Origin of the sequence: Aquitalea sp. LB_tupeE (genome assembly GCF_013391415.1) — a bacterium.
Taxonomy (GTDB): Bacteria; Pseudomonadota; Gammaproteobacteria; order Burkholderiales; family Chromobacteriaceae; genus Aquitalea.
In genome coordinates, this window is sequence record NZ_JACAXB010000023.1 from 1 (window position 1) to 3586 (window position 3586).

The window sequence follows — 3586 nt, forward strand, 5'->3', positions numbered from 1 at the left end:
AAATTTGGTGTTCATTCCGAATGCGGCAAGCTGCGCAGTGTGATGGTGTGCCGTCCGGGCCTGGCCCACAAACGCCTCACCCCCGACAACTGCCACGACCTGCTGTTTGATGACGTGATCTGGGTGGAACGCGCCCAGAAAGACCACGCCTACATGGTTGAACAGATGCGAGCCCGTGGCATCCATGTGATCGAAGCCCACGACGCGCTGGCCCAGGTGCTGGACGACAAGGCCGCCCGCAGCTGGCTGCTGGACCGCAAGGTCAAGGCTGACAACGTCGGCATCGGCATGCTGACCGACCTGCGCAGCTGGCTGGACGAAATGCCCTCCACCCAACTGGCCGAACACCTGATCGGCGGCATCGCCAAGTTTGAACTGCCGTTCGACCCCAAAGGCCTGTTTGGCGGCTATCTGGACCAGTCCGAATTCGTCATTCCGCCGATCCCGAACAGCCTGTTCCAGCGCGACCCGTCCTGCTGGATCTACGAAGGCGTGACGCTGAACCCGATGTACTGGCCGGCTCGCCGTCAGGAAACCCTGATCCTGCAAGCCATCTACCAGCACCACCCCTACTTCGCCGGCAAGGTGAAGGTATGGTGGGGCGACTGCGACACGAACCACGGCCCGGCCACGCTGGAAGGCGGCGACGTGATGCCCATCGGCAACGGCGTGGTACTGATCGGCATGGGCGAACGCACCAGCCCGCAAGCCGTGGTGCAAGTGGCCCGCAATGTGCTGGGCAAGGAAGGCGGCGCCACCCGCGTGATTGCCTGCCAGATGCCCAAATCGCGTGCCGCCATGCACCTGGACACCGTGTTCAGCTTCCTCGATATCGACCTGCTGTCGGTGTTCCCGGACGTGGTCAACGAAATCGTCTGCACCAGCATCTACGCCGGTGACAAGGACGGCGAAGTCCGCTTCGAACGCCACGACGGCGTACCGTTTACCGAAGTGGTACGCCAGGCACTGGGCCTGAAGGAAGTCCACATCATCCAGACCGCCGGCGATGCCTACCAGCGCGAACGCGAACAATGGGATGACGGCAACAACGTGGTGGCGCTGGACCGCCGCGTGGTGGTGGCCTACGACCGCAATACCTACACCAACAAGCTGATGCGTCAGCACGGCGTGGAAGTGATCGAGATTCCGGCCTCCGAACTGGGCCGTGGCCGTGGCGGTGGTCACTGCATGACCTGCCCGATCATCCGCGACGAAGTGAAGATTTAAACCGCTGCCCTCGTAGCACAGCAAGCACATCAATCTCGCCCGGTGGCGTCGGCCAAGCCCGCCACCCGGCACCGAAACAAGGAGTGTTACCATGGCCTTCAATCTGCGCAACCGCAACTTCCTCCGCATGCTGGACTTCACCCCGCGCGAAATCCGCTACATGCTCGACCTGGCCCGCGACCTGAAACGCGCCAAATACACCGGCACCGAACAGCAACACCTGAAGGGCAAGAACATCGCCCTGATCTTCGAAAAGACCTCCACCCGCACCCGCTGTGCGTTCGAAGTGGCCTGCTACGACCAGGGCGCCAACGTCACCTACCTCGGACCGTCCGGCTCGCAAATCGGTATCAAGGAGTCGATGAAAGACACCGCCCGCGTACTCGGTCGCATGTATGACGCCATCGAATACCGCGGCTTCGACCAGCACATGGTGGAGAACGAACTGGCCAAGTTTGCCGGCGTCCCGGTGTACAACGGCCTGACCGACGAATGGCACCCCACCCAGATGCTGGCCGACGTACTGACCATGTGGGAAAACAGCGACAAGCCCATCTCGCAAATCAGCTACACCTACCTGGGCGACGCCCGCAACAATATGGGCAACTCCCTGCTGGTGATTGGTGCCAAGCTGGGCATGGACGTACGCATCGGCGCGCCGAAACACCTGTGGCCGACCGACGAACTGGTGGCCGAATGCCGTGAAATCGCCGCCAGGACCGGCGCCCGCATCACCCTGACCGAAGACGCTGCCGCAGCTGTCAAAGGCACTGACTTCATCCACACCGACGTCTGGGTCTCGATGGGCGAACCGGCCGAAGTCTGGGCCGAACGTATCCGCCTGCTGAAGCCTTACCAGGTGAACGCCGCGCTGATGGCTGCTGCACAGAACCCGCAAGTCAAGTTCATGCACTGCCTGCCGGCCTACCACAACAGCGAAACCAAGGTGGGCAAGGAAATTGCCGCGCAATACCCGGACCTGGCCAATGGCATTGAAGTGACCGAAGACGTGTTCGAAAGCGAAGCCTGCATTGCCTTCGAGCAAGCAGAAAACCGCATGCACACCATCAAGGCCATTCTGGTCGCCACGCTGGGAGATTAAGCCGGAGGCGACGTGGCAAAGCCCTGCTGCGTTGTTGCGCCGCCTAGTCGTACGACTGGTACTGTCTGCGGCGGCGCGCCTGGCAGCAGACTTTGCCACACCACCAGTCATTGCAGTCTGACAGCAACACCGTTTTACCCTCCGCGACGGCACACCCCTGAAGCCGTGGAGTGGCCCGAGATCCGGCCCCCCTCACTCAGCCGGATCTCACCCCCATCCCGGCCCCACCTTCCCGCGGGAAGTCCGGCCACCACATCAGAAATCAGATGGACTGCCCAAGCAGGCCGTCAACGCCGCCACCCCAAACACAGCGGGGCGGGGCAGGAAAGGAAACATCATGCGAGTCGTCGTAGCCCTGGGCGGCAATGCCCTGCAACGTCGTGGCGAAGCCATGACCGCTGACAACCAACGCGCCAACGTCAAGGTGGCCGCCGAACAACTGGCCGCCGTCACCCGGCTGGGCCACAACCTGGTGATGTGCCACGGCAACGGCCCGCAAGTCGGCCTCTTGGGCCTGCAAAACGACGCCTACGCCCGCCACGTCGACGGTAAAGTCACCCCGTACCCGCTCGACGTCCTGGGTGCCCAGACCGAAGGCATGATCGGCTACATGATCGAACAGGAACTGGGCAACGTTCTGCCGTTTGAAGTGCCGCTGGCCACCATCCTCACCCAGACCGAAGTCGACGCCGCCGACCCCGCCTTCCAGAACCCCACCAAGTTCGTCGGCCCGGTATACAGCAAGGAAGAAGCCGAAGCCCTGGCTGCCAGCCACGGCTGGACCGTCAAGGCCGACGGCGACTACTACCGCCGCGTGGTACCCAGCCCGAAACCGAAACGCATCTTCGAGCTGCGCCCGATCAAATGGATGATCGAAAAAGGCGCAGTGGTGATTGCCGCCGGTGGTGGTGGCATCCCCACCATGTACCAGGGCGACAAGCTGGTGGGCGTGGAAGCCGTGATCGACAAAGACCTCGCCTCCGCCCTGCTGGCCCGCGAAGTGGACGCCGACTACTTTGTCATTGCCACCGACGTGAAGAGCGTGTTTGTAGGCTGGGGCACCCCCGAAGCCCGTGCCATCCGCCACGCCCACCCGGACGAAATGGACAAGCTGGGCTTTGCCGCCGGTTCGATGGGCCCGAAAGTGGAAGCTGCCTGCGAATTTGCCCGCCTGACTGGCAAGCGTGCGGTGATTGGCGCGCTGGAAGACATCGAGAAGATCGTCAAGGGCGAAGCGGGCACCATCATCTCCACCGA

General features: G+C 62.7%; 3 protein-coding genes. All 3 read left to right on the forward strand.

The window, feature by feature from the left end; genetic code table 11:
* On the forward strand, window positions 1–1227 hold a 1227-nt coding region (locus HWX34_RS12480; RefSeq protein WP_178972552.1), incomplete at its 5' end, for an arginine deiminase.
* A gap of 91 nt (window positions 1228–1318) precedes the next feature.
* Complete coding sequence (locus HWX34_RS12485) at window positions 1319–2329, forward strand: ornithine carbamoyltransferase (protein ID WP_178972553.1); 1011 nt, start codon at window positions 1319–1321, stop codon at window positions 2327–2329.
* 337 nt (window positions 2330–2666) lie between these two features.
* A partial coding sequence (arcC, locus tag HWX34_RS12490) for a carbamate kinase (protein ID WP_178972554.1) occupies window positions 2667–3586 on the forward strand: 920 nt, incomplete at its 3' end.

Bases quoted from the DNA above. Each gene is read 5' to 3' on its own strand.
- HWX34_RS12485 (WP_178972553.1), top strand. From the start codon at position 1,319: ATGGCCTTCAATCTGCGCAACCGCAACTTCCTCCGCATGCTGGACTTC.